The sequence below is a fragment of the Serratia sp. LTN-2 genome, from assembly GCF_059740205.1.
Window position 1 is genome coordinate 82,870 of the sequence record NZ_JCAXDO010000006.1, and the last position, 24,193, is coordinate 107,062.

At 62.1% G+C, this 24,193-nt stretch carries 22 protein-coding genes; 16 read left to right on the forward strand and 6 right to left on the reverse strand.

Going from position 1 to position 24,193, the window contains the following annotated elements:
• Positions 1-522 precede the first annotated feature (522 nt).
• From AC6BYQ_RS13890 to AC6BYQ_RS13900, 3 genes are all read left to right on the forward strand, one after another.
• Positions 523-2,436: a PTS mannitol transporter subunit IICBA gene (locus AC6BYQ_RS13890; RefSeq protein WP_019455520.1), complete on the forward strand. Its 1,914-nt coding sequence runs from the start codon at positions 523-525 to the stop codon at positions 2,434-2,436.
• A 58-nt stretch (positions 2,437-2,494) separates the two neighbouring features.
• A complete protein-coding gene (locus AC6BYQ_RS13895) occupies positions 2,495-3,640 on the forward strand; it encodes a mannitol-1-phosphate 5-dehydrogenase (protein ID WP_498057044.1) in 1,146 nt (381 codons plus the stop codon).
• A gap of 94 nt (positions 3,641-3,734) precedes the next feature.
• Positions 3,735-4,286 carry an MltR family transcriptional regulator gene (locus AC6BYQ_RS13900; protein WP_016929575.1) on the forward strand — a complete coding sequence of 184 codons (552 nt, stop codon included), beginning with the start codon at positions 3,735-3,737 and terminating at the stop codon, positions 4,284-4,286.
• Here the strand turns inward: AC6BYQ_RS13900 and AC6BYQ_RS13905 are convergent.
• Positions 4,283-4,891: a LysE family translocator gene (locus AC6BYQ_RS13905; protein ID WP_004933983.1), complete on the reverse strand. Its 609-nt coding sequence runs from the start codon at positions 4,889-4,891 to the stop codon at positions 4,283-4,285. The two genes, AC6BYQ_RS13900 and AC6BYQ_RS13905, sit on opposite strands and share 4 nt — an antisense overlap.
• Before the next feature lie 148 nt (positions 4,892-5,039).
• Between AC6BYQ_RS13905 and AC6BYQ_RS13910 the strand changes: the two genes are divergently transcribed.
• The gene (locus AC6BYQ_RS13910; protein ID WP_498057045.1) at positions 5,040-6,506 is read left to right on the forward strand and encodes an aminotransferase-like domain-containing protein; all 1,467 of its coding nucleotides are present in this window, start codon (positions 5,040-5,042) and stop codon (positions 6,504-6,506) included.
• Positions 6,507-6,579: 73 nt separating this feature from the next.
• The gene (locus tag AC6BYQ_RS13915; RefSeq protein WP_019455523.1) at positions 6,580-6,942 is read left to right on the forward strand and encodes a YibL family ribosome-associated protein; all 363 of its coding nucleotides are present in this window, start codon (positions 6,580-6,582) and stop codon (positions 6,940-6,942) included.
• 10 nt (positions 6,943-6,952) lie between these two features.
• On the opposite strand, the gene AC6BYQ_RS13920 is transcribed toward AC6BYQ_RS13915, so the two are convergent.
• Positions 6,953-7,732 (reverse strand): class I SAM-dependent methyltransferase, encoded by a 780-nt coding sequence (locus tag AC6BYQ_RS13920; RefSeq protein ID WP_154871866.1) that lies wholly within the window; start codon positions 7,730-7,732, stop codon positions 6,953-6,955.
• A 101-nt stretch (positions 7,733-7,833) separates the two neighbouring features.
• Positions 7,834-8,505, reverse strand: coding sequence for a 6-hydroxyaminopurine reductase (gene yiiM / locus AC6BYQ_RS13925; RefSeq protein ID WP_498057046.1), 672 nt, complete (start codon positions 8,503-8,505; stop codon positions 7,834-7,836).
• Between the two features lie 131 nt (positions 8,506-8,636).
• On the opposite strand from yiiM, the gene AC6BYQ_RS13930 reads away from it, so the two are divergent.
• Positions 8,637-9,251: a histidine phosphatase family protein gene (locus AC6BYQ_RS13930; protein WP_015376170.1), complete on the forward strand. Its 615-nt coding sequence runs from the start codon at positions 8,637-8,639 to the stop codon at positions 9,249-9,251.
• A 32-nt stretch (positions 9,252-9,283) separates the two neighbouring features.
• Here AC6BYQ_RS13930 and AC6BYQ_RS13935 read toward each other — a convergent pair whose 3' ends face one another.
• Both AC6BYQ_RS13935 and sodA read right to left on the reverse strand, forming a co-directional pair.
• Positions 9,284-11,212, reverse strand: a complete 1,929-nt coding sequence (locus tag AC6BYQ_RS13935; RefSeq protein WP_154747401.1) for a methyl-accepting chemotaxis protein — start codon at positions 11,210-11,212, stop codon at positions 9,284-9,286.
• Between the two features lie 125 nt (positions 11,213-11,337).
• Entirely contained in the window at positions 11,338-11,958 is a 621-nt protein-coding gene (sodA, locus tag AC6BYQ_RS13940; RefSeq protein ID WP_004934003.1) for a superoxide dismutase [Mn], read from the reverse strand.
• Between the two features lie 427 nt (positions 11,959-12,385).
• Between sodA and fdnG the strand changes: the two genes are divergently transcribed.
• The 10 genes from fdnG to AC6BYQ_RS13990 all read left to right on the forward strand — a co-directional run bounded on the left by fdnG (position 12,386) and on the right by AC6BYQ_RS13990 (position 23,241).
• Positions 12,386-15,433, forward strand: a complete 3,048-nt coding sequence (fdnG, locus tag AC6BYQ_RS13945; protein ID WP_211129370.1) for a formate dehydrogenase-N subunit alpha — start codon at positions 12,386-12,388, stop codon at positions 15,431-15,433.
• Positions 15,434-15,445: 12 nt separating this feature from the next.
• Positions 15,446-16,348 (forward strand): formate dehydrogenase subunit beta, encoded by a 903-nt coding sequence (gene fdxH / locus AC6BYQ_RS13950; RefSeq protein WP_004934014.1) that lies wholly within the window; start codon positions 15,446-15,448, stop codon positions 16,346-16,348.
• Positions 16,345-16,980, forward strand: a complete 636-nt coding sequence (gene fdoI / locus AC6BYQ_RS13955) for a formate dehydrogenase cytochrome b556 subunit (RefSeq protein ID WP_498057047.1) — start codon at positions 16,345-16,347, stop codon at positions 16,978-16,980. Before fdxH ends, fdoI begins: the two co-directional genes overlap by 4 nt.
• Positions 16,980-17,909, forward strand: a complete 930-nt coding sequence (gene fdhE / locus AC6BYQ_RS13960) for a formate dehydrogenase accessory protein FdhE (RefSeq protein WP_154747400.1) — start codon at positions 16,980-16,982, stop codon at positions 17,907-17,909. The genes fdoI and fdhE overlap by 1 nt, the downstream gene beginning before the upstream one ends.
• A gap of 114 nt (positions 17,910-18,023) precedes the next feature.
• Positions 18,024-18,674: a DcrB/PsbP domain-containing protein gene (locus AC6BYQ_RS13965; RefSeq protein WP_019455529.1), complete on the forward strand. Its 651-nt coding sequence runs from the start codon at positions 18,024-18,026 to the stop codon at positions 18,672-18,674.
• Positions 18,675-18,714: 40 nt separating this feature from the next.
• Positions 18,715-19,320, forward strand: a complete 606-nt coding sequence (locus tag AC6BYQ_RS13970; RefSeq protein ID WP_498057048.1) for a glutathione S-transferase — start codon at positions 18,715-18,717, stop codon at positions 19,318-19,320.
• A gap of 70 nt (positions 19,321-19,390) precedes the next feature.
• Positions 19,391-20,785, forward strand: a complete 1,395-nt coding sequence (gene selA, locus AC6BYQ_RS13975; protein WP_498057049.1) for an L-seryl-tRNA(Sec) selenium transferase — start codon at positions 19,391-19,393, stop codon at positions 20,783-20,785.
• Positions 20,782-22,623: a selenocysteine-specific translation elongation factor gene (gene selB / locus AC6BYQ_RS13980; RefSeq protein WP_498057050.1), complete on the forward strand. Its 1,842-nt coding sequence runs from the start codon at positions 20,782-20,784 to the stop codon at positions 22,621-22,623. The genes selA and selB overlap by 4 nt, the downstream gene beginning before the upstream one ends.
• Positions 22,624-22,705: 82 nt before the next feature.
• Positions 22,706-22,966 (forward strand): CopG family ribbon-helix-helix protein, encoded by a 261-nt coding sequence (locus AC6BYQ_RS13985; protein ID WP_198636760.1) that lies wholly within the window; start codon positions 22,706-22,708, stop codon positions 22,964-22,966.
• The gene (locus AC6BYQ_RS13990; protein WP_498057051.1) at positions 22,966-23,241 is read left to right on the forward strand and encodes a type II toxin-antitoxin system RelE/ParE family toxin; all 276 of its coding nucleotides are present in this window, start codon (positions 22,966-22,968) and stop codon (positions 23,239-23,241) included. The genes AC6BYQ_RS13985 and AC6BYQ_RS13990 overlap by 1 nt, the downstream gene beginning before the upstream one ends.
• 11 nt (positions 23,242-23,252) lie before the next feature.
• Here AC6BYQ_RS13990 and AC6BYQ_RS13995 read toward each other — a convergent pair whose 3' ends face one another.
• Positions 23,253-24,164: a LysR family transcriptional regulator gene (locus tag AC6BYQ_RS13995; RefSeq protein WP_074055679.1), complete on the reverse strand. Its 912-nt coding sequence runs from the start codon at positions 24,162-24,164 to the stop codon at positions 23,253-23,255.
• Between the last annotated feature and the right edge of the window lie 29 nt (positions 24,165-24,193).

Genomic DNA, 24,193 nt, shown 5'->3' on the forward strand with positions numbered 1-24,193 from the left:
GCCGGCATTGCCGGCCTGTTTTATTTCCCCCCTCAGCGTTTCCAATAACTTGCTGGCTTATTGCGCAGGCTTCTGTACTACACTTCAATTAATCCATTCATTAAGCAATGTAGTTTTCTTTCACTCATCACTTCGCTAGTTCCCGGCGGGATGAGTGCTCACAGGGAAGATCAAACAGCGCGTTGTTATCGGGCGCGGCGGCCAAAAATAAATTGTGATGTTTGTCACAATTTAAAAACAAAACACCAAGTTAAAAATGTGATGCGTATCACTTTATTGCGGGTTTTAAGGCGATTTCTTTCTCACTGTGCTTTTTTTACACGCCATAATTGTGATCAGTATCACTATAAGTGGTGGTTTGTTGGGGTGTTGTATGTGATTTGTATCACAAAAAATTCGTGAAGTTCGCGTGACAAAAACAGCGTGATAGAGTCCGTTTCGCATACAGCGGCAACACGGCTGGATCGTCACAACAATAATCACGCGCTCTATTGTCAGCGCGTAACAATAGGGGTGTGTTTTATGTTTTCACCAGACATCAAGGTTAAAGTGCAAAACTTTGGCCGCTTCCTGAGCAACATGGTGATGCCCAACATCGGCGCCTTTATCGCCTGGGGGATTATCACCGCACTGTTCATTCCAACCGGCTGGCTGCCGAATGAAACCTTAGCCAAGCTGGTCGGCCCGATGATCACCTACCTGCTGCCGTTGCTGATCGGCTACACCGGCGGGCGACTGGTAGGCGGCGATCGCGGCGGCGTAGTCGGCGCCATCACCACCATGGGCGTCATCGTCGGCGCCGACATGCCGATGTTCCTCGGCGCGATGATCGCCGGCCCGCTGGGCGGCTGGGCTATCAAGCACTTCGACCGCTGGGTGGACGGCAAGATCAAAAGCGGCTTTGAAATGCTGGTGAACAACTTCTCCGCCGGCATCATCGGCATGTTGCTGGCGATCCTGGCCTTCCTGGGCATCGGGCCGCTGGTGGAGGTGCTCTCCAAACTGCTGGCGGCGGGTGTGCACGTGATGGTGACGAACAACCTGCTGCCGTTGGCGTCCATCTTCGTTGAACCGGCGAAAATCCTGTTCCTGAACAACGCCATCAACCACGGCATCTTCTCGCCGCTGGGCATTCAGCAGGCCACGGAAGCCGGCAAGTCGGTGTTCTTCCTGATTGAAGCCAACCCAGGCCCGGGCATGGGCGTGCTGATGGCCTACATGTTCTTCGGCCGCGGCAGCGCCAAGCAATCCGCCGGCGGTGCAGCGATCATTCACTTCCTGGGCGGCATCCACGAAATCTACTTCCCGTACGTGCTGATGAACCCACGTCTGCTGCTGGCGGTGATCCTGGGCGGCATGACCGGCGTCTTTACCCTGACGATGCTGAACGGTGGCCTGGTGTCTCCGGCTTCCCCTGGGTCGATTCTGGCGGTGCTGGCGATGACCCCGAAAGGCGCCTATTTCGCCAACATTGCAGCGGTGTTCGCAGCCTTTGCCGTCTCCTTCGTGGTGTCCGCTTTCCTGCTGAAAACCTCCAAGGTGAAAGAGGATGACGATCTGGAAGCCGCGACCCGTCGCGTGCAAGAGATGAAATCGCAGTCCAAGGGCGGCGCGGCCGCGCCGTCGGCGGTCGATGGCGATCTGAGCACCGTGCGCAAAATCATCGTCGCCTGCGATGCGGGCATGGGCTCCAGCGCCATGGGCGCCGGGGTGCTGCGCAAGAAAGTGGCCGACGCCGGGCTGAAGAACATCTCGGTGACCAACAGCGCCATCAACAGTCTGCCGGACGATGTGGACCTGGTGATCACCCACCGCGATCTGACAGAACGCGCGATGCGCCATGCGCCGCAGGCCCAGCACATTTCACTGACCAACTTCCTCGACAGCAAGCTGTATGGCGATCTGGTCGAGCGTTTGCTGGCGGTGAATACCGCTGCCGCAGCGGCCCCGCAGAGCGGCGCGCACGCGGCTGCAGAGGCCGGCGAACAGGGGCTGTTCAAGCTAAGCGAGAGCAACGTGTTCCTCAACCTGCAGGCCAGCGACAAAGAGCAGGCGATCCGTTTCGCCGGCGAGCAGCTGGTGAAGGGCGGCTACGTTGAGCCGGAATACGTGCCGGCGATGCTGGAGCGCGAAAAGCTCACGTCCACCTACCTGGGCGAGTCGATCGCCGTGCCGCACGGCACCATCGAGGCTAAAGACCGGGTGCTGCGTACCGGCGTGGTGTTCTGCCAATACCCGCAGGGCGTGCGCTTCGGCGATGAAGAGGACGAAGTGGCGCGCCTGGTGATCGGCATTGCCGCGCGCAACAACGAACATATCCAGGTGATCACCAGCCTGACCAACGCGCTGGATGACGAGAGCGTGATCGAGCGGCTGGCGAATACCACCAGCGTCCAGGAAGTGCTGGACCTGCTCGGCGGCAAAAAAGCCGGATAACAGAATCATTTTAAAGGGTGCAGCTTGCTGCACCCTTCGACATTAAGAAGGTAGAGTTATGAAAGCATTACATTTTGGCGCAGGGAACATCGGCCGCGGTTTTATCGGCAAGCTGCTGGCGGACGCGGGCGTTGAGCTGACCTTCGCCGACGTCAATCAAACGGTGCTGGATCTGCTGAACAGCCGTAAAAGCTACCAGGTGCACGTGGTGGGCGAGCAAGAGCGCGTAGAGAGCGTCAACAACGTCAGCGCCGTCAACAGCGGCAGCGAAGCCGCGGTAGCGCTGATCGCCGAGGCGGATCTGGTGACCACCGCCGTGGGCCCGCAAATTCTCGCCAAAATCGCCGGCACGATCGCCAAAGGGTTGGTGTTGCGCCATCAGCAGGGCAATGCGCAGCCGCTGAACATCATCGCCTGTGAGAACATGGTGCGCGGCACCAGCCAGCTGAAGCAGCACGTGTTTGCCGCGCTGCCGCAGGACGAGCAAGCATGGGTTGAGCAGCACGTCGGCTTCGTCGATTCGGCGGTCGACCGCATCGTGCCGCCGGCGGACAGCAGCGATCCGCTGGAAGTCACAGTGGAAACCTTTAGCGAATGGATCGTCGACCAGACGCAGTTTAAAGGCCAGCCTCCGGCGATCGCCGGCATGGAGCTGACCGATAACCTGATGGCTTTCGTCGAGCGCAAGCTGTTCACCCTCAACACCGGTCACGCCATCATCGCCTATCTCGGCCAGCTGGCTGGGTTGCAAACCATTCGCGACGCCATTCTTGACCCGGCGATCCGCCGCGTGGTGAAAGGGGCGATGGAAGAGAGCGGCGCGGTGCTGATCAAGCGCTATGGCTTTGACGCCGATAAGCACGCCGCCTACATCAATAAAATCCTCGGCCGCTTTGAAAACCCGTATCTGCATGACGACGTCGAGCGCGTAGGGCGCCAGCCGCTGCGCAAACTGAGCGCCGGCGATCGCCTGATCAAGCCGTTGCTGGGCACGCTGGAATATGGCCTGCCGCACGCCAACCTGATCCAGGGCATCGCCGCCGCCATGAGTTACCGCAGCGAACAGGATCCGCAGGCGCTGGAATTGGCGGAACTGCTGAGCACCCTGGGGCCGAAAGCCGCGCTGGCGCAAATTTCCGGCTTGCCGGCGGAAAGCGAGGTTGTAGAACAGGCCGTTGCTGTGTATAACGCCATGCACAAGTAGATCCGTGATGATGAACACCCGAGCGCAGCTTGCTGCGCTCCTGCAACCCGAGTTCGGCATCGACGGCCCTCCCCACGCCTTTCGAAAAGCGACGATGGAAGAAGCACAGGCATTTGAAAACCAGGTTCTGGAAAAGCTGAACGCGGGCAAAACGGTGCGCAGCTTCCTGATCGCGGCGGTAGAGCTGCTGGCGGAAGCGCTCAACGTGCTGGTGGTGCAGGTATTTCGCAAGGACGACTACGCGGTGAAATATGCCGTCGAACCGCTATTGTCCGGCAGCGGCCCGTTGGGGGAGCTGTCGGTGCGCCTGAAGCTGATGTACGGGCTGGGGGTGATTTCCCGCCACGAATATGAAGACGCCGAGCTGCTGATGGCGATGCGGGAAGAGCTGAACCATGACGGTTCGGAATACCGCTTCGTTGACGACGAAATCCTCGGACCGTTCGGCGAGCTGCACTGCGTGGCTGCGCTGCCGCCGGTGCCGACCTTCCTGCAGCCGGGTGAGGCGGATGAAGCGCTGATCGCCATGCAGCGCCAGCGCTATCAGCAGATGGTGCGCTCCACCATGGTGCTGTCCATTACCGATCTGATCGCCGGTATCGGCGCCAAACAACCCTCCCGGCTTTCTCCTCTCGGCCGCGGCTAAGCAAAGGCCGCGCGCCACTCGTCGAACAGCAACCACAGCGCGGTGGCGGCCATCAGGCCTGACATCGCGCCGTTGAACACCCGCAGTTTCCAGGTGACCCGCAGCGCGTTGCGCAACCGATCGCCCAGCACCGCCCACAGCAGCACGCAAGGCAAGTTCAGCAGCGCGAAACCGGCGATGACCGACAGCGTATGGACAAAGGTGGCGCCTTCGCGCGGGGTGAACAGGATCGCCACATTGATCACCATCAGCCAGGCCTTGGGATTGACCGCCTGAAACAGCGCGCCGTTGAGCAGGCTCATCGGCTGCGCCTGCTCTTTGGCGTCCGGCGAGGCGGCCTGGAACAGTTTCCACGACAGCCACAGCAGGTAGGCGCAGCCGATCACCGCCAGCGGGAAGCGGATGACGCCGGCCCAGCTCAACGCCAGCGCCAGCAGCGGGATAATGATCGCCAGCTGTACCGCACAACCGACGCAGATGCCGAACAGCATCGGCAGGGTGCGGCGCAGGCCGAAGTTAACGCCCGACGAGGCCAGCAGCAGGTTATTGGGGCCGGGGGTGATTGACATGACGGTGACGTAGCTGACAAAGGCGGAGTCCAGCATGGCAGGTTCCTTGAACGTGAAAATGACGGTAATAACGAGAGGATCAGCATAATCGCTGCGATGGGATGGTGACAGAATCACAAATCGGATATTGTCATGGTTACAGTTGTATGAAATGTAAACTGTACCCATTGCCTGGAGAGAAACTGTGACCCTGCTCGATGAAACCCCGGATACCCGTTACCTGCAGCTGGCGGATACGCTGGCCGAAGCCATTCGCCGCGGCACGCTGCAGCCCGGCGACCGCTTGCCTTCGGTGCGGCGCTGTGCGCAAACCCATCGCGTCAGCATCAATACCGTGGTGTCGGCTTACCGCACGCTGGAGGATCGCGGGCTGATCGAAGCGCGGCCGCAGTCGGGGTTTTATGTCCGCAGCACGCTGCCGGCGCTGAAGATGGCCTCGGCGCCCAGCGGCCGCATCGAGCCGCCGGCGGACGACGTGCTGGCGTTGATCGATACGGTGTTCGCCGCCCAGCAGAACCCGGCCTTCACCAACATTGCGCTGGCCTGCCCGCAGACCAGCGATTTCTATCCCGGCGGCAAACTGGGGCGCATGCTGTCTTCCCAACTGCGCCGCCAGCCGGATCTGATCGGACAATATCCGTTGCCGCCCGGCAGCCTGCGGCTGCGTCAGCAGATCGCCCGCCGCTCAATGACGCTCGGCATGCTGTTGGAGCCGGGCGACGTGGTGTTGACCCATGGCTGCATGGAGGCGCTGCAGCTGGCGCTGCGCGTCACCACCAAACCGGGCGACTGCGTCGGGCTGGAGTCGCCGACCTACTTTTATCTGCTGCCGCTGCTGGCCAGCCTGGGGCTGAAAGCGCTGGAAATCCCTACCGATCCCCAGCTGGGGCTGTCGCTGGACGCGCTGGAGCTGCTGCTGAACGAGAAGCGGCTGAATGCGGTGATCGCCATGCCGACGGTGCAAAACCCGCTGGGTTGCACCATGCCGCTGGCGGCGAAAAAGCGGCTGGCGCGGCTGATGAACGATCATCAGGTGCCGTTGATTGAAGACGGGCTGTATGCCGAGATCCAGTTCGGCGGGGCGCTGTCGCCGGCGGTGAAGGCGTTCGATCGCGACGGCTGGGTGCTGTTTTGCTCCAGCTTCACCAAAACGCTGGCGCCGGATTTTCGCGTCGGCTGGATCTGCGGCGGCCGTTTCCATGAGGCGTTGCGCAAGCTGAAGGCGGTGTCGTCGATGTCCGAGTCACAGCTGCTGTCGGAAACGCTGGCGACCTTCCTGGAGAGCGGCGGCTACGATCACCATTTGCGCAACCTGCGTAAGCGCTATGCCGCTCAGGTGGACGAGGCACGGGCGCTGATCGCCCGGCATTTCCCGCGCGGCACGCTGGCCACGCAGCCGGCGGGCGGCTTCGTGTTCTGGGTCGAATTCCCCCCCGGCGTGGACAGCGTGGCGCTGTTCCATCAGCTGCTGGAGGAGCAGATCTGTTTGACGCCGGGCACCCTGTATTCCCCCAGCGGGCGCTACCGCAACGCGCTGCGGCTCTCCTGCTGCTACCCGTTCAACGCGCGCTACACCCAGGCGCTGGCCCGGCTGGGCGCCAAAGCCTGCGAGATGGGCGGCCTGCCGCCCGGTATTGCGCAGGACGGGTAACGGCGCGCGCCTTTTGCTACAATGCCGGTATTGTTGATTAGCGTGCCATTTTGGGCACAACGGGCCAGAGACCATGAAAGAGAAAGAAAAGGCAGAGATCAAGCGCCTGAGCGACCTGCTGGACGCCTTGAACCACAAAGACGTCACCGTGATCCAACAGGGCAATCCTGAGTTGATCGCGCAGCACACCAAAGAAAAAGAGAAGCTGGCGGCGGAGATCGAGCGCCTGAAAAACGTGCGCGGCGAGAAGCTGAGCGCCGAAGCGCAGAAGCTGAGCAAGCTGCCGTTCAGCCGTGAAATCACCAAGAAAGAGCAGGCCGATATGGGCGCGCTGAAGAAAAGCGCGCGCGGGCTGATCGTGGTGCACCCGATGACCGCGCTGGGCCGCGAGATGGGCCTGAAAGCGGTCACCGGCTACGCCAAGAAAGCGTTCTGAACCCCGGGCGTCAGACCTTGGTGGTGAAATACGCCTTGGTCTGATAGGGCACGGTGACCGTGTCCTGGCCCTGCAGCTCCTCTTCTTCCGCCACCAGTTGGCGCAATTGATCGATAACCTGCTCCTGTTGCGGCTGCGGCAGCGCGGCGATAAAGCTGGTTGAACGCACGCGGTTGTAGATCACGTCCTCCACTGCGCCCCGGTGGCCCAGCATAAACACCTGCTCCTGCAGCGGTTCAAAGCCTTTGAACGGGAAGAACTTGCGCCATTCGCCGGTATAGAAGCGCGGCGCATCGCCTTCGTGGCTATCGACGATCTGATTCAGTTTACGCACCCAACCGACGCGCGCATCGCGCATGTTCCACACCAGGCCGAGTTTGCCGCCGGGCTTGAGAATGCGCTGGATTTCCGCCAGCGCCTGCGGCGTGGCGAACCAATGGAAGGACTGGGCGCAGACCACGGCATCCACCGACTCGTCCGGTAGCGGGATCGCGTCGGCGGTGCCCGCCAGCGTTTTCACCTGCGGCAGCGCCGCCGACAGTTTTTCCAGCATTTGCGGCACCGGTTCGACGGCGATCACCTGCGCGCCGGTTTCCAGCAGGCGCGGGGTGAACTTGCCGGTGCCGGCGCCGAGATCGATGACCGTCATGCCGGCGTGCAGGCCGATGACGTCACGCAGCCAGTCGGCGATTTCCGGTGGGTAATCCGGCCGGCCTTTCACATAGCGATCGGCATTGGCCTGATAGCCCTCGGCGGCGGCGTGATGAATCGAATGGGTCGGGGTGGTCATAACCTGGCTCCTGGCTGAAAAAACGTGCGGCTACAGTATAGGCGGAAGAAAAGAGTTAACGCGGCATTCGGCGCACGTTTTTCATTTTTCCGCCCGCGCTTTCAATGGCCGAGCAGGCGGCGGTTGAAATCCTCAAGGCGCCCTTCGGTGAGCCGCGTGAGCATGGTCTTGCTCCAACTGGCGGAGAGGCCGGCCACCGCCAACAGGCGGCGATACTGTTCCGCGTCGAAAGGCATGTGCCAGGCGATGGCGATGGCTTCGGCCACCGACACATCGCTGTTGCGCGCCGCCAGCGCCAGCGGACGATCGCCGCTGACCGCGCCCGGCGACACCACCCGATACAGCCAACCGCAGCGGCCGCTTTGCTGCATCAGCACCGAAATGTCCTCGATGGCGAAGTGATAATTGAGCTTGAAGCACGGCGAGCGCGGCTGGGTGACCTGGATCAGCGCCTCGCCCCAGCGGAAGATGTCGCCCATAAACACATTGTGTTCGGTCAGCCCTTCGGTGGAGATGTTCTCGCCGAAGGCCGGGGCGCAAAATTGCTCGGCCTGCGCCGGAAACTGCTCGCGCCAGTGGGCATAATGCTCGCGCGGGTAGTGACACAGCGCGCGGTCCGGCCCGCCGTGGTAGCTTTTTTCGGCCTGTTCGTCGCCTTCCAGCCCGAGCGGCGTGAGCCGGATGGCGCCATCCACCTGGCGTTTGGCGATGGCGCTGGGGCGCCCGCCCTCATAGGGTTGAATGCTGCCGATGTAAACGTCTGGGTGATGCATGTACGCCTCCGTGTCTCGCGTCGAGGGCTCAGCATAGCCTGAGTTGTTCCCGTACACTACCCGGCGTTTACCTGTACGGAAGGATGTGTTTTTCCTGTCTATATTTAGGCTTTTATCGTCGAGAAAAAACCATGCGTTTCATTGTATTGAGGCATGCGGAGTCAGAATGGAACCGCTCGGGGATTATTCAGGGGCGAAGTGACAGTCCGCTGACAGAAGAGGGGCGACGTCAAATCGCTGGGCTTGGCGCTCGCTTGCAAATGTTATCGGTCACTTTGTTGATCAGTTCACCGGCTGGCCGGGCTTTTACGACAGCGGAGACGTTGGCTGAGAGATGTGGCTGCACTGTGCAAATGGATAAGCGTTTGCAGGAGCAAGATTTTGGCCGACTGGAAGGATTATCTTATGCGCAGGCCATGCGCGATTATCCTGAAGCGACGCAGTGCCTCTTTGCCGGTAAGGCAGAGGCGTCGGCTCCGGGAGGGGAGAATGCTTATGAGGTTGCCTGGCGCCTGATGGCTTGTCTGTCCGATCTGGCTGTCGATGGACAAAATCAAACGCTTGGTGTGGTTACGCACGGCCATGCTCTGCAGGCACTGATTTGGTGGCTTAAAGGGGCTGACCCGCAGGAGGACCTCCGCAGATACGGTCATCGCAATTGCGGCTACGCAATGCTTGATGCGACCGCCTCTGGTTTTAATTTGTTGAATTGGGGAGTCGCGACCCACCTGTTGCCACAAAGATAGGGCGAGGAACGGATATTCCTCGCCTGAGGGCGTCAGAAGGTGGTCCAGTTCTCTTCCGCTGCGGCGTTGGCGGCCGCGGGTTTGACGGTCGGCGCTTTCGGCGCGGCGGCTTTGGCGGCGACGGGCTCGGTCTGTTCCGCCAAGCGGAACACCGAAACGCTCTGCAGCAGCATCTCCGCCTGCTCTTCCAGCGAATCGGCGGCGGCGGCAGACTCTTCTACCAACGCGGCGTTCTGCTGGGTGGTGTGGTCCATTTCTACGATCGCCTGGCCAATCTGGGCGATGCCGCGCGTCTGTTCATCGGAGGCGGCGGCGATCTCGGCCATGATGTCGCGCACGTGGGTAACCGAGCGGACGATCTGCTCCATGGTGTTGCCGGTGCTTTCTACCAGTTCGGTGCCGGTTTTCACCCGGCTGACCGATTCGGCGATCAACCCTTCGATCTCTTTGGCTGCCTGGGCGCTGCGGCTCGCCAGGCTGCGCACTTCGCTGGCGACCACCGAGAAGCCGCGGCCCTGTTCGCCGGCGCGTGCCGCTTCGACAGCGGCGTTGAGCGCCAGGATGTTGGTCTGGAAGGCAATGCCGTTGATCAGGGTGGTAATTTCGGCGATACGCTGCGAACTGCTGGAGATATCGCGCATGGTGCTGACCACGTTTTCCACCAGCTTGCCGCCCTGCTGCGCGGTCTGCGAAGCGTCGGTGGCCAGCTGATTGGCGTGATGGGCGTTGTCGGCGTTCTGTTTCACCGTGGCGGTCAGCTGTTCCATGCTGGCGGCGGTTTCCTCGACCGCTGCCGCCTGCTGTTCGGTACGGGAAGAGAGATCGGTGTTGCCGGCGGCGATTTCCGCCGAGGCGGTGGAAACCTGGCTGACGCCCATCTGGATCTTTTCAATCATGGTGCGCAGATTTTGGCTCATCGCCGCCACCGCGTTCAGCAGCTGCCCCAGCTCATCGCGGCGGGTGCTGGTCTGCGCCTGGCGCAGGTCGCCGCTGGCGATGCGTTCCGCCATCGCCAGCGTGCTGTGCAGCGGACGGGTGATCTGCAGCGTGATGCGCCAGGCGATAAGGACCCCGGCGATGATGGCGATCAGGGTGGTGATGCCCATCTGCAGCTGCGCCAGATTGATGTTGTTGCGCGTTTGCACCAGCTCGTCCTGCATAAAGGCGTTCACCAGCGTGCCGATCGCCTGCGCGCGTTCGCCGAGCTGCCGGCTGATCTGCTGCTCGTGCTCATAGGCCGGCAGGTAGGCCGCAATGCGGTTTTTGTAATCGTCCAAAGCGGCCAGCAGCGGCTGCAGCTGCGGGCGCTGCGCGTCGCTGACCCGGCGGCTCAGGGCGTTGGCCGCGTCACGCGCGTCGTCAATGGCCGCCATCAGCGGCGCCTCGGTTTCCTTGTTCAGGCTCAGCAGCAGGCCGCGCGCGCCGTAGCGCACCTGGGTCAGCTTTTGGTTCAGCTGGATAAAGGCCAGCTGCAGATCGCCGTTGGTCAGCTGACGTTCCACCTGGCTCAGGCTGGCCTGCACTTCCGACATGTTCCAGCTCTGGCGCACCGCATCTTTGGCTGCCACCGCCTGCTCAAAGACTTTTTGCTGCTGCTGGTATTCCCCGATCAGCGTCACCAGACGCTGCAGATCCTTGCGGCTTTGGGCGTCCCAGTCCAACGCCTGCCCCTGGTCTATCAGTTTGACGGCGTTGTCGATATTGGCGCGATTGTTCTGAATATATTCCGGCTGGTAGGTCTGGCCATACATGGCGCGGTTGTATTTGGCCTGATTGATCTCCTCGTTCAGCCGGTTGCTGAAGTCGATGCGATCGGCGCGGGATTCGATGATGTGCAGGTATTGCGCTCCGGTGCCGGCGATGACGACCGCCAACAGCAGCAACAGCGCGAAGCCGAGACCGAGCTTTTTACCTACGGTGAGATGAGTGAACTTTCCTGCCAATGCTTGCAATGCCGCCATAGCGTTTTTCCTTCTCCGGGCGAACGTCAATTGAACAAACCATCGGCAAGAAGTGGTCAAACTTTAGCGGATTTCAGGCAAAAAAATACCCGCCGGCGGCGGGCATCTTCATCAGCGGGGGCGAATTACTTCTTCGCAGCGAAGCGTGCGGCCGCTTCGTCCCAGTTGACCACGTTCCAGAACGCCTTGATGTAGTCAGGGCGTTTGTTCTGATATTTCAGGTAGTAAGCGTGTTCCCATACGTCCAGACCGATGATTGGGAAACCGGAAGCGCCGGCGACGGCTTCGCCCATCAGCGGGCTGTCCTGGTTGGCGGTAGACACCACGGCCAGTTTGCCGTCTTTCAGCACCAGCCAGGCCCAACCGGAACCGAAGCGGGTGGCTGCGGCTTTCTCGAACTCTTCCTGGAATTTCTCAACGCTGCCGAAATCGCGCTCGATGGCCGCTTTCAGATCGCCGCCCAGCGTGGTGCCGGTTTTCAGGTTTTTCCAGAAGAAGCTGTGGTTGGCGTGGCCGCCGGCGTTGTTGCGCATGAAGGTGCGTTTGTCGGCAGGCACTTTATCCAGATCCTGGATCAGCTCTTCAACGCTGTATTTGGCCAGCTCAGGGTAGGCTTCCAGCACGGTGTTGGCGTTGTTGACATAGGTCTGGTGGTGTTTGGTGTGATGGATTTCCATCGTCTGCTTGTCGAAATGCGGTTCCAGTGCGTCGTAAGCGTACGGCAGGGATGGCAGTGAATAACTCATAATCATCATCTCCAGTGGTGTATGGGCGGCGCAAAGGGCGAGCACCGCGTAAGCAGTCGGATCATTATAGTTAATTAAATGATATTGAAAATGATTATCAATGCCCTGTGAAGTGTGTGGTTAATGAACAAATCGCTGCGTTAACAGACTGATAGAAAAGAGGCCTTGAGCGCCACCTGATGCCCTCGCGCCGACATGTTGGTTACTCTCTATACTGTAGAGAGCGCCGGGCCTGTACAGACGCCGAAATGTATCGAAATGTGCCAATGCGTTCACTGAATGAGCACGAGTGTGTAACAACCACAAGCACGCTGTGGTAATATCGCCGCGTCGCGTATCAGCATAACAACAGTGACATTAGCGCTCTGCCGTTTTGGCGAAGAGCGCCATTTGAACAATGTGACAATCGAGAGTAAAGGAGACCCCCATGCAGGTCAGCAGAAGGCAGTTCTTTAAGATCTGCGCTGGCGGTATGGCAGGAACGACGGTGGCCGCGCTGGGCTTTGCCCCTGAAGTGGCGTTGGCGGAAACCCGGCAGTACAAACTGCTGCGCGCCCGCGAGACCCGTAATACCTGTACGTATTGTTCCGTCGGCTGTGGGCTGTTGATGTACAGCCTTGGTGATGGCGCCAAAAACGCCAAAGAAAGCATTTTCCATATCGAAGGGGATCCGGATCATCCGGTAAACCGCGGCGCGCTTTGCCCGAAAGGTGCCGGCCTGGTTGACTTCATCCACAGCGAAAGCCGCCTCAAGTACCCGGAATACCGGGCGCCAGGGTCGGACAAATGGCAGCGCATCAGCTGGGACGACGCCTTTACCCGCATCGCCAAGCTGGTGAAAGAAGACCGTGACGCCAACTTCATCAAAACCAACGATCAGGGCGTTACCGTCAACCGTTGGCTGACCACCGGCATGCTGTGCGCCTCGGCCGCCAGCAACGAAACCGGTTTTCTGTCGCAAAAATTTAGTCGCGCTCTCGGCATGCTTGCCGTAGATAACCAGGCGCGTGTCTGACACGGACCAACGGTAGCAAGTCTTGCTCCAACATTTGGTCGCGGTGCGATGACCAACCACTGGGTTGATATCAAGAACGCGAATTTGATTATCGTCATGGGCGGTAATGCGGCGGAAGCGCATCCGGTGGGGTTCCGCTGGGCGATGGAAGCCAAAATACACAACAATGCCAAGCTGATCGTGATCGATCCGCGCTTTACCCGAACCGCATCGGTGGCGGACTTCTACACGCCGATCCGCTCCGGGACCGACATCGCTTTCCTGTCGGGCGTGTTGCTGTATCTGATGACCAACAACAAATTTAACCGCGAGTACGTCGAGGCCTATACCAACGCCAGCCTGCTGGTGCGGGAAGACTTTGCCTTCGAAGATGGCTTGTTCAGCGGCTATGACGCGGAAAACCGCAAGTACGACAAAACCACCTGGAACTACCAGTTCGACGAGAACGGCTTCGCCAAGCGCGACGTCACGCTGCAGGATCCGCGCTGCGTGTGGAACATGCTGAAGCAGCACGTGAGCCGCTACACCCCTGACGTGGTGACCAACATCTGCGGCACGCCGAAGGACGATTTCCTCAAGGTGTGCGAATACATCGCCGAAACCTGCGTGGCGGATAAAACCGCGTCGTTCCTGTACGCCCTGGGCTGGACTCAGCACTCGGTCGGCGCGCAGAACATCCGCACCATGGCGATGATCCAGCTGCTGCTCGGCAACATGGGCATGGCGGGCGGCGGCGTCAACGCGCTGCGCGGCCACTCCAACATCCAGGGTCTGACCGATCTCGGCCTGCTGTCGCAGAGCCTGCCGGGCTACATGACGCTGCCGTCGGAGAAACAGACCGATCTCGATACCTACCTGAAGGCCAACACGCCGAAGGCGCTGCTGCCGGGCCAGGTGAACTACTGGGGCAACTACCCGAAATTCTTCGTCAGCATGATGAAGACCTTCTACGGCGATAAGGCGCAGAAGGACAACAGCTGGGGCTTTGACTGGTTGCCGAAGTGGGACAAAGGCTACGACGTGCTGCAGTACTTCGAGATGATGGCGCAGGGCAAGGTCAACGGCTACTTCTGCCAGGGCTTTAACCCGGTGGCGTCGTTCCCGAACAAAAACAAGGTGGTGGCTTCACTGTCCAAGCTGAAGTTCCTGGTGACCATCGATCCGTTGAACACCGAGACCTCCAACTTCTGGCAGAACCACGGCGAGTTCAACGAAGTGGATCCGTCGCAGATCCAGACCGAAGTGTTCCGCCTGCCGTCCACCTGCTTCGCCGAAGAGAACGGCTCGATCGTCAACTCCGGCCGCTGGCTGCAGTGGCACTGGAAAGGCGCGGACGCCCCGGGCGAAGCGCTGAACGACGGCGAGATCCTGGCGGGCATCTTCAGCCGCCTGCGCGAGATGTATGCGCGCGACGGCGGTGCGGTGCCGGAGCAGGTGCTGAACATGCGCTGGGACTACCTGACGCCGGACAACCCGGCGCCGGAAGAGGTGGCGCAGGAGAACAACGGCAAGGCGCTGGCGGATCTGCTGGATGCCGACGGTAAAGTGCTGGTGAAAAAAGGCGAGCTGCTCAGCTCGTTCGCGCAGCTGCGCGACGACGGCACCACCGCCAGCGGCTGCTGGATCTTCGCCGGCAGCTGGACGCCGGCCGGCAACCAGATGGCGCGGCGCGACAACGCCGATCCGTCCGGCCTCGGCAATACGCTGGGCTGGGCCTGGGCATGGCCGCTCAACCGTCGCATCCTGTACAACCGCGCCTCGGCGGACCCACAGGGGAAACCTTGGGATCCGAAACGCCAGCTGCTGGAGTGGGACGGCGCCAAGTGGGTCGGGGCCGATATCCCGGACTACAGCACCGCAGCACCGGGCAGCGACGTCGGGCCGTTCATCATGCAGCCGGAAGGCATGGGCCGCCTGTTCGCCACCGACAAGATGGCGGAAGGGCCGTTCCCTGAACACTACGAGCCGTTCGAAACGCCGCTCGGCACCAACCCGCTGCACCCGAACGTGGTGTCCAATCCGGCGGCGCGCGTGTTCAAGGACGATCTGGCGGCGATGGGCAAATCCGACAAGTTCCCGTACGTCGGCACCACCTATCGTCTGACCGAGCACTTCCACTACTGGACCAAGCACGCGCGGCTGAATGCCATCGCGCAGCCGGAGCAGTTCGTGGAGATCGGCGAGAAGCTGGCGGAGAAGAAAGGCATCAAGCAGGGCGATACCGTGAAAGTCAGCTCCAACCGTGGCTATATCAAGGCCAAGGCGGTGGTGACCAAGCGCATTCGCACGCTGCAGGTGCACGGCCAGGAAGTCGACACCATCGGCATCCCGATCCACTGGGGTTACGAAGGGGTGGCGAAGAAAGGCTTTATCGCCAACACGCTGACGCCGTTCGTCGGCGACGCCAATACGCAAACGCCGGAGTTCAAGGCGTTCCTGGTCAACGTGGAAAAGGTGTAACGGAGACGAATTATGGCCATGCAATCTCAAGACATCATTCGTAAATCCGCCACCAATGGCTTCACGCCGGCGCCGCGCGCCCGTGACCACCAGGAAGAAGTGGCCAAACTGATCGATGTCACCACCTGTATCGGCTGCAAGGCCTGTCAGGTGGCCTGTTCCGAATGGAACGACATCCGCGACGAAGTGGGGCACAACGTCGGGGTGTACGATAACCCCGCCGATCTGACCGCCAAGTCGTGGACGGTGATGCGCTTCTCCGAGGTGGAGGAAAACGGCAAGCTGGAATGGCTGATCCGCAAGGACGGCTGTATGCACTGCGCCGATCCGGGCTGCCTGAAGGCCTGCCCGTCGGAAGGCGCGATCATTCAGTACGCCAACGGCATCGTCGACTTCCAGTCCGAGCACTGCATCGGCTGCGGCTACTGCATCGCCGGCTGCCCGTTTGACGTACCGCGCATGAACAAGGACGACAACCGGGTGTACAAGTGCACCCTGTGCGTCGACCGCGTGGACGTCGGCCAGGAACCGGCCTGCGTGAAAACCTGCCCGACCGGCGCGATTCACTTCGGCACCAAGGAAGCGATGAAGCAGGTGGCGGCGGATCGCGTCAGCGAGCTGAACACCCGCGGCTACCAGAACGCCGGTCTGTACGATCCGGCGGGGGTGGGCGGCACGCACGTGATGTATGTGCTGCACCACGCCGACAAACCGCAGCTGTACCACGGTTTGCCGGACAACCCGAGCATCAGCCCGGCGGTGACCTTCTGGAAGGGCGTGTGGAAACCCCTGGCGGCCATCGGCTTTGCCGCCACCTTCGCGGCGAGCGTGTTCCACTATGTCGGCGTCGGGCCTAACCGCGTCGAAGATGAGGACGAGCACGACGAGTCGCATGACGAGGAGACGCGCAAATGAGAAAGGAAAAGCCCATTCAGCGTTACAGCGCACCGGAGCGCATCAACCACTGGATCGTGGCGTTCTGCTTCGTGTTCGCCGCCATCAGCGGGCTGGGGTTCTTCTTCCCCTCCTTCAACTGGTTGATGAACATCTTCGGGACGCCGCAACTGGCGCGCATTCTGCACCCGTTTGTCGGGGTGATCATGTTTGCCGCGTTCCTGCTGATGTTCCTGCGCTACTGGAAGCATAACCTGATCAACCGGGAAGATATCGTCTGGGCCAAGAACATCCACAAAATCGCCATGAACGAGGAAGTGGGTGATACCGGGCGCTATAATTTCGGCCAGAAGTGCGTGTTCTGGGCGGCGATTATCAGCCTGGTGCTGCTGCTGGCCAGCGGCGTGGTGATCTGGCGGCCGTATTTTGCGCCGTCGTTCTCCATCTCGCTGATCCGCATCGCGCTGCTGGTGCATTCGCTGGCCGCGGTCGGCCTTATCATCGTGATTATGGTGCACATTTACGCCGCATTGTGGGTAAAAGGCACCATTACCGCGATGGTGGAAGGCTGGGTGCCGGCGGCCTGGGCCAAGAAACATCATCCGCGCTGGTACCGTGAGGTCCGCGAGAAACGACAGGAAGACAAACCCTGATGAGTATCCGCATCGTTCCTAAAGAGCAGTTAGGGGCACAGCGTGAGAAGTCCACAACGGCGGAGAACATCCCGCCGTTACTTTTCGCCAACCTGAAAAGCCTCTACAGCCGCCGCGCCGAACGCCTGCGTCAGCTGGCGGTCGACAACCCGCTGGGCGACTACCTGAACTTCGCCGCCGAGCTGGCGCAGGCGCAGCAGCATGCGCTGCACGACAATCCGCTGGAGCTCGATCTGAGCGAAGCGTTGGCGCAGGGCGCCGCCAGCGGCAAACCGCCGCTCGATCTGAGCGCGTTTCCGCGCAGCGAGCACTGGCGCAAGCTGCTGACGTCGCTGATCGCCGAGCTGCGCCCACAGGCGCCGGAGCACATTCTGGCGGTGCTGGACAACCTGGAGAAGGCCTCGGCGCACGAGCTGGAGCTGATGGCCGACGCCTTGCTCAACCGCGAGTTCGGCAAGGTGGGCAGCGAGAAGGCGCCGTTCCTCTGGGCCGCGCTGTCGCTCTATTGGGCGCAGATGGCCAGCCTGATCCCCGGCAAGGCGCGCGCCGAATACGGCGAGCAGCGCCAGTTCTGCCCGGTGTGCGGCAGCATCCCGGTCTCCAGCATGGTGCACATCGGCACCGTCAACGGCCTGCGCTACCTGCACTGCAACCTGTGCGAAAGCGAATGGCACGTGGTGCGGGTGAAGTGCAGCAACTGCGAGCAGACCCGCGATCTCAACTACTGGTCGCTGGACAGCGAGCAGGCGGCGGTGAAGGCGGAAAGCTGCGGCGACTGCGGCACTTACCTGAAGATCCTCTATCAGGAAAAAGACCCGCAGGTCGAAGCGGTGGCCGACGATCTGGCTTCACTGGTGCTGGACGCCCGTATGGAAGAAGAAGGCTTCGGCCGCAGCAGCATCAATCCGTTCCTGTTCCCGGCGGAGTAACCGCCCGGCCCCGTTCGCGCGGGGCCGAATGAGCAATTTCAGAACGGGCTTCTGGCATTCGCCCGGGCGAGTTGCTACGTTTAGGCCATGACGCGCCAAGCGAAAGGAACCACGATGTTAAACACCCTGGCAAAACTGACTGCGGTCGCCGTACTGGCGTTCGGACTGGCGGCCTGCGACAACAAGGACGACACCAAACCGGCGGTGCCGCCACCCGATACCAAGCCGACCGTGACGCAGCCCGCGCCACCGCCGCCGCCTGCGCCGGTAGAGACGCCACCTGCGCCGCCGGGGCTGAACGTGTCGCTGCAGAAGGGCAAAATCACCTTCGAACTGCCGCCGGGCTTCAGCGATCAGACGCTGAACAGCGGCATCATCAACGACAGCACCTCCACCATCCAGCGTTTCCTCGACGGCAAGTCGCGCCAGAGTGCGGTCTCGTCCGAAGTGATCCCGCCGGATGACATGAAGCTCAACACCAGCGACAAAATGCTGAAAGAGCTGGCGCAGAGCGCCATCACGGTGTTGGCCGAGCGTTATCAGAACATCCAGACCACCAAAGAAGAGAACTTCACCGTCGGCAAACAGAAGTTTCGCCGGGTAGATACCGAGCAGACCGTCAACGGGCAAAAAGTGGTTTCCACGCTGGTGTTGACGGTGTTCAACAAGCGGGTGGTAACGCTGCAAATGCTGTCGCCGGCCAAAACGCCGGAGGTGCATCAGGCGCTGGTGCAGCGGATTATCGATACTCTGACTGTGAAGTAAGGGCGCCGCGCCGCGGCCAGGACGAAGCGGAGGAGAACGGATGAAACTTATCGGCAGTTACACCAGCCCCTTTGTGCGCAAGATTTCCGTGCTGCTGCTGGAGAAGGGGATCGCGTTCGAATTCGTCAACGATCCGCCGTATGAGCCCGGCAGCCGGGTGAAGGAATGGAACCCGCTCGCCAAGGTGCCGGTGCTGATCGCCGATGACGGCGAGGTGTTTTACGACTCGCCGATCGTGGCCGAATACCTTGAGCTGCTGGCGGTGGAACCGGCGTTTTTGCCGGTCGAGCGCGCCGCTGCGCTGCGCGTTCGTCAGGTGGCGGCGCTGGCGGACGGCGTGACCGAAGCGGCGGCGACGCTGTTTCGCGAAAGCCGGCGCGCGCCGGAAAAACAGGACGAAAGCTGGATGCTGCGCCAGCGCGACAAGCTGACGCACGGCCTGGACGCGCTGGAAACGCTGGCGCGGGAAAAAGCGTGGCTCAATGCCGAGCGGCTGACGCTGGCGGATATCGCCGTCGGCTGCGCGCTGGGCTACCTCAATTTCCGTCGCATCCTGCCCAACTGGTGCGTCCAGCGCCCGGCGCTGGTCAAGCTGGCTGAACGCCTGTTCGCCCGCGAAAGCTTCGCCCGCACTGCGCCGCCCTGAGCTTTCTTTTCTCCCCCGCCGCGGCGGGGTTTTGCTATGCCGATACGTCTAAACTGAAAACCGAGCGACCATGAGCACTGAATCCCACCTTCTTTACAGCCAACTGCCCGCCATCGACCGCCTGCTGCGTGAACCCGCGATTGAACCGCTGGTGGCGCAGCATGGCCAGACGCTGATCGGCGAACTGCTGCGCCGGCTGCAGGCCCAGGCGCGCGACGCGATCAAACAACAGCAACGCTTACCGGCCTGGTGCGACGACTGGCCGCAGGCGCTGCGGGCCGAGCTGGCCCGGCAGCAACGCCCGGCTTTGTTGCCGGTGTTCAACCTCAGCGGCACCGTGCTGCACACCAACCTCGGGCGCGCCCTGCTGGCGCAGCCGGTGAAGGATGCGGTGAGTGCGGTGATGGGGGAGGCGGTGACGCTGGAGTACGATCTGGACGGCGCCGGGCGCGGCCATCGCGATCGGGCGGTGGCGAGTCTGCTGTGCCAGCTGACCGGCGCGGAAGACGCCTGCATCGTCAATAACAACGCGGCGGCGGTGCTGCTGATGCTGGCGGCGGTCGCCCCCGGCAAAGAGGTGGTGGTGTCGCGCGGCGAGCTGGTGGAGATCGGCGGCGCGTTCCGCATTCCTGACGTGATGCGCCAGGCAGGTTGCCAATTGGTGGAGGTCGGCACCACCAACCGCACCCATCTGAAAGATTACCAGCACGCCATCAACGAGCAGACCGGCCTGTTGATGAAGGTGCACACCAGCAACTACAGCATTCAGGGCTTTACCGCAGCGGTCGACGAGGCCGAGCTGGCGCAGCTCGGGGCCGAACGGGGCGTACCGACCGCCACCGATCTGGGCAGCGGCTCGCTGATCGATATGGCGCAGTACGGTCTGCCCGCCGAACCGATGCCGCAGCGGCTGTTGGCCGCCGGCGTCGATCTGGTGACGTTCTCCGGCGATAAGCTGCTGGGCGGCCCGCAGGCCGGGATCATCGTCGGCAAAAAGGCGCTGATCTCTCGCCTGCAGCAGCATCCGCTCAAGCGCGCGCTGCGCGTCGGCAAGCTGACGCTGGCGGCTCTGGAGGCCACGCTGCGGCTCTATCTGCAGCCGGAAAAACTGGCTGAGCAGCTGCCGACGCTGCGGCTGCTGACCCGCCCGCAGCAGGAGATGCAACAGGCGGCCGAGCGGTTGCTGGCGGCGCTGACGCCGCAGTTCACCACTGATTTCGACCTGCGCGCCGAACCGTGCTGGTCGCAGATCGGCAGCGGTTCGCTGCCGGTGGATCGCCTGCCCAGCTATGCCCTGACCTTCACGCCGCGCGACGGCCGCGGCGCCACGCTGGAAGCGCTGGCCGAACGCTGGCGCCGCCTGCCGCAGCCGGTGATCGGCCGCCTCGGCGACGGCAGGCTGTGGCTGGATCTGCGCTGCCTGGAACAGGAAGGGGCGCTGATCGCAGCGCTGAGCGCATCATGATCATCGCCACTGCCGGCCATGTCGATCATGGCAAAACCACCTTGCTGCAGGCGATCTCCGGGATCAACGCGGATCGCCTGCCGGAAGAAAAGCGCCGTGGCATGACCATCGATCTGGGCTACGCCTATTGGCCGCAGCCGGACGGCCGGGTGCTGGGGTTTATCGACGTGCCCGGCCACGAGAAATTCCTCGCCAATATGCTGGCGGGCGTCGGTGGCATCGACCATGCGTTGCTGGTGGTGGCCTGCGACGATGGCGTGATGGCGCAGACCCGCGAGCATCTGGCGATCCTGCGCCTGAGCGGGCGCCCGGCGTTGACGGTGGCGCTGACCAAGGCCGACCGGGTGGACGCGGCGCGTGTCGATGAAGTGCGTAGCCAGGTGCGCGACGAGCTGGCGCGCCAGGGGTGGCCCGATGCGCCGCTGTTCGTGACCGCGGCGGCGGCGGGCGAGGGCATCGAGGCGCTGCGCACGCATTTGCTGGCGTTGTCGCCCGCTGAACATGCGCTGACGCGCCGTTTTCGCCTGGCGGTAGACCGTGCGTTCAGCGTCAAAGGGGCGGGGCTGGTGGTGACCGGCACCGCGCTCGGCGGCCGGGTGAAGGTGGGGGATACGCTGTGGCTGACCGGTGCTGACGCGCCGGTGCGGGTGCGTGGCCTGCATGCCCAGAATCAGACCGTGGAGCAGGCGCAGGCCGGGCAGCGCATTGCGCTTAACATCAGCGGCGATGTCGATAAAGAGCGGATCGCGCGCGGCGATTGGCTGCTGGCGCAGCGTCCGCCCGAAGCGGCGGAACGCATTCTGGTGGCGTTGGAGACGGATCGGCCGATCCGCCATTGGCAGCCGCTGCATCTGCACCATGCCGCCAGCCACATCACCGGGCGCATTTCGTTGCTGAACGACGGGCTGGCGGAACTGATCCTCGATCGCCCGCTGTGGTTGGCGCAGAACGATCGGTTGGTGCTGCGCGATATCGGCGCACGGCAAACGCTGGGCGCGGCCCGGGTGCTCAGGCTGAATGCGCCCAAGCGCGGCAAGCGTCAGCCGGACTATCTGGCATGGCTGCAGGCCCTGGCGCAGGCGCAAGACGATGCGCAGGCGCTGGCGCTTGAGTTGCCGCACGGCGCGCTGTCGCTGGCGGCGTTCGCCTGGGCGCGGCAATTGACGGACGATGGTCTGAACGATCTGCTGGCGAACGGCGATCTGCTGATCGTCGGTGACCGGGCGCTGGCGCTGGATCAGGTGCAACAGGCGGAAAGCCGCCTGCTGCAGGTGCTGACGGAATATCACCAACAGCACGCCGATCAGCTGGGCTTAGGGCGCGCCCGCCTGCGGCGCATGGCGCTGCCGCAGCAGCCTGAAGCGCTTGTGTTTATGATGATCGATCGGCTGCTGAAGGCCGGTGCGCTGCGCAATACGCGCGGCTGGCTGCACCTGCCGGAGCACGGCCTGGCGTTCAGCGCCGAAGAGGCGCCGCTGTGGGCGCGCATCGAACCGCTGTTCGGCGACGAACCCTGGTGGGTGCGCGATCTGGCGCTCGAATTGGGCGAGGAGGAGAGCCGGGTGCGAACGCTGCTGCGCAAGGCGGCCCAACTGGGCCATGTGACGGCGGTGGTGGTGGATCGCTATTACCTCAGCCGACGCATCGAGCAATTTGCGGCGCTGATCCGCGCGCTGGATGCGGAGCGGGGTGGCGCCAACGCCGCCGACTTCCGCGATCGGCTTGGCGTCGGGCGCAAGCTGGCGATCCAGGTGCTGGAGTTCTTCGATCGCAGCGGCTTTACCCGCCGCAAGGGCAACGAGCATCTGCTGCGCGACGGCGGGCTGTTCGGCAACTGATTGCGTGTTTTTTGTTCTCTGATGACGGTATAATCAGCTTTAATCACTTTGATTGATGTTGATTGTACTGAGGAGCAAGAAGATGAATACGAAAGTCATCACCGCTCATGTGCCGCTGCCTTTGGCTGAAAAGGTAGACGAAATGGCCGCCAGACTTGAACGCTCGCGGGGATGGATAGTGAAGCAAGCCCTCGCCGCCTGGCTCGAGCAAGAGGAGGAGCGCCGTCGATTAACGCTGGCGGCGCTGGCCGATGTCGAACAGCAAAACGTTATCGATCATGAGTCGGTAGAAGCCTGGGCGGCCAGCCTGGACAGTGACGAGCCGCTGCCGGTACCGCGCTGATGAAATTAAAATGGACGAGTAAGGCGCTATCGGATTTGGCGCGTTTGTTTGAGTTTCTTGCCTTGGCTAACCGCACTGCGGCAGCGAATTCGGTGAAGGCCTTGGTCGCCGCGCCTAAAGCGTTGCTCGATAATCCCCGCCTGGGTGAAAGATTGGACGAGTTTTTACCGCAGGAAGTGAGGCGTATTCTGGTCGGCCGCTATGAGATACGTTACCAGGTGCAGCCGGCAGCGATTTATGTTCTGCGTATTTGGCATACCCGCGAAGAGCGATAGGCCGAATTCCCCTACCCGATAAATCTGACGGCGGCCCGGCTCACGTCGGGTGTTTGGGCGGCGAGAAACGCCTGTAAGCGTTCGATCAGCGGCCGCTTCGCCGACTCCGCCGGCCAAACCAGATAATAACCGTCGCCGGTGCGCACGGCGGCGTCACAAGGCAGCGCCAATAACCCCTCCTCAATGGTCCGCAGGCTCAGCGCCAGATCGCCGATCGAGATGCCGTGCCCGGCGATGGCCGCCGCATTGCCCTGTTCCAGCGAGTCGAATACCTGGCCGCGCGCGAGATCGATCGGGGCCGCTATGCCGCTTTTCTGCAGCCAGCGCCGCCAGTCGCGCCGATCGGGCGACGGATGGATCAGCGGGCAGGTGGCGAGGTTGCGCTGCCCGTCGGCGAGCAGCGCAGGGGCGCAAATCGGGATCAGCCATTCGTCGAACAGCTTTACGGCGGCGGTGTTGGCGCCGAAATAGCCGTTGCCGAGCAGGATGGCGCAGTCGTAGGGTTCGCTGAAAAAATCCACGCTGTCGATGTCCATCCAGACGCTGGCTGCCTGCACCTCGAACGCCTGCGCCGTTTGCCGGAACCGGCTCAGGCAGTCCAGCAGCCAGCGCATGGTCAGGGTGGAAGGCGCCTTCAGCCGCAGCAGATCGCGGTGGCTCTTGAACAGCTCGCAGGCTTGTTCGATGCGCCCAAACCCTTGCTGCAGCTCGGCGGCGAAGATTTTTCCCTGCGGCGTGACCTCGATGCGCGGGCCATTGCGCTGGAACAGGCGACAGCCGAAGTGCTGCTCCAGCGTTTTGATGTGCTTGCTGACGGCGCTGGGGGTGAGGTGCAGCTCGGTGGCGGCCTGCGTGAACGAGCCGGTACGGGCAGCGCTTTCGAAGGCGCGCAGGGCATAAAGCGGCGGAAGGGAACTGGCCATCGCGGCGTCTCTCAAGATGAGTATGGCTC

Bases quoted from the DNA above. Each gene is read 5' to 3' on its own strand.
- AC6BYQ_RS13890 (WP_019455520.1), top strand. From the start codon at position 523: ATGTTTTCACCAGACATCAAGGTTAAAGTGCAAAACTTTGGCCGCTTC.
- AC6BYQ_RS13895 (WP_498057044.1), top strand. From the start codon at position 2,495: ATGAAAGCATTACATTTTGGCGCAGGGAACATCGGCCGCGGTTTTATC.
- AC6BYQ_RS13900 (WP_016929575.1), top strand. From the start codon at position 3,735: ATGGAAGAAGCACAGGCATTTGAAAACCAGGTTCTGGAAAAGCTGAAC.
- AC6BYQ_RS13905 (WP_004933983.1), bottom strand. From the start codon at position 4,891: ATGCTGGACTCCGCCTTTGTCAGCTACGTCACCGTCATGTCAATCACC.
- AC6BYQ_RS13915 (WP_019455523.1), top strand. From the start codon at position 6,580: ATGAAAGAGAAAGAAAAGGCAGAGATCAAGCGCCTGAGCGACCTGCTG.
- AC6BYQ_RS13920 (WP_154871866.1), bottom strand. From the start codon at position 7,732: ATGACCACCCCGACCCATTCGATTCATCACGCCGCCGCCGAGGGCTAT.
- yiiM (WP_498057046.1), bottom strand. From the start codon at position 8,505: ATGCATCACCCAGACGTTTACATCGGCAGCATTCAACCCTATGAGGGC.
- AC6BYQ_RS13930 (WP_015376170.1), top strand. From the start codon at position 8,637: ATGCGTTTCATTGTATTGAGGCATGCGGAGTCAGAATGGAACCGCTCG.
- AC6BYQ_RS13935 (WP_154747401.1), bottom strand. From the start codon at position 11,212: ATGGCGGCATTGCAAGCATTGGCAGGAAAGTTCACTCATCTCACCGTA.
- sodA (WP_004934003.1), bottom strand. From the start codon at position 11,958: ATGAGTTATTCACTGCCATCCCTGCCGTACGCTTACGACGCACTGGAA.
- fdxH (WP_004934014.1), top strand. From the start codon at position 15,446: ATGGCCATGCAATCTCAAGACATCATTCGTAAATCCGCCACCAATGGC.
- fdoI (WP_498057047.1), top strand. From the start codon at position 16,345: ATGAGAAAGGAAAAGCCCATTCAGCGTTACAGCGCACCGGAGCGCATC.
- fdhE (WP_154747400.1), top strand. From the start codon at position 16,980: ATGAGTATCCGCATCGTTCCTAAAGAGCAGTTAGGGGCACAGCGTGAG.
- AC6BYQ_RS13965 (WP_019455529.1), top strand. From the start codon at position 18,024: ATGTTAAACACCCTGGCAAAACTGACTGCGGTCGCCGTACTGGCGTTC.
- AC6BYQ_RS13970 (WP_498057048.1), top strand. From the start codon at position 18,715: ATGAAACTTATCGGCAGTTACACCAGCCCCTTTGTGCGCAAGATTTCC.
- selA (WP_498057049.1), top strand. From the start codon at position 19,391: ATGAGCACTGAATCCCACCTTCTTTACAGCCAACTGCCCGCCATCGAC.
- selB (WP_498057050.1), top strand. From the start codon at position 20,782: ATGATCATCGCCACTGCCGGCCATGTCGATCATGGCAAAACCACCTTG.
- AC6BYQ_RS13985 (WP_198636760.1), top strand. From the start codon at position 22,706: ATGAATACGAAAGTCATCACCGCTCATGTGCCGCTGCCTTTGGCTGAA.
- AC6BYQ_RS13990 (WP_498057051.1), top strand. From the start codon at position 22,966: ATGAAATTAAAATGGACGAGTAAGGCGCTATCGGATTTGGCGCGTTTG.
- AC6BYQ_RS13995 (WP_074055679.1), bottom strand. From the start codon at position 24,164: ATGGCCAGTTCCCTTCCGCCGCTTTATGCCCTGCGCGCCTTCGAAAGC.